This is a genomic window from Gilvimarinus sp. 1_MG-2023, assembly GCF_030548285.1.
In genome coordinates this window covers 1-401 of the sequence record NZ_JAUOSC010000251.1, presented here as the reverse complement: position 1 = coordinate 401, position 401 = coordinate 1, and the positions used below count along the sequence as shown (strand labels likewise).

The following is a 401-nucleotide window of genomic DNA, read 5'->3' as shown; positions in this document are numbered from 1 at the left end:
GTCGTGAATCAACAGCCGGGAACCGGCCACACAACTTTGCCCTGACGCGGCAAACACACCGGCAACAATGCCGTTAACAGCGCTGTCGATATCAGCATCCGGGAAAACGATTTGCGGCGACTTGCCCCCCCGTTCCAGCGACAAATGAGCGAAGTTTTCAGCACTGGAGCGCACGACATGGCGCGCGGTGGCGGCACCACCGGTAAAGGCAACATGGCGCACCAGCGGATGACGGGTCAGCGCCGCACCGGCGGAAGGGCCATAACCGGTAATAATATTCACAACACCGGCCGGGAACCCGGCTTGTTCAACCAGTTTGCCCAGCGCCACAATGCTGGCCGAGGCGTGTTCTGACGGCTTGATCACCAAGGTATTACCCGCCGCCAGCGCCGGTGCCATCT

General features: G+C 60.8%; 1 protein-coding gene. It reads right to left on the bottom strand.

Annotated elements, in window-relative coordinates; all coding sequences use genetic code 11:
- The coding region (locus tag Q4563_RS16655; RefSeq protein ID WP_303605282.1) for an aldehyde dehydrogenase family protein at window positions 1-401 on the bottom strand (401 nt) is incomplete at both ends.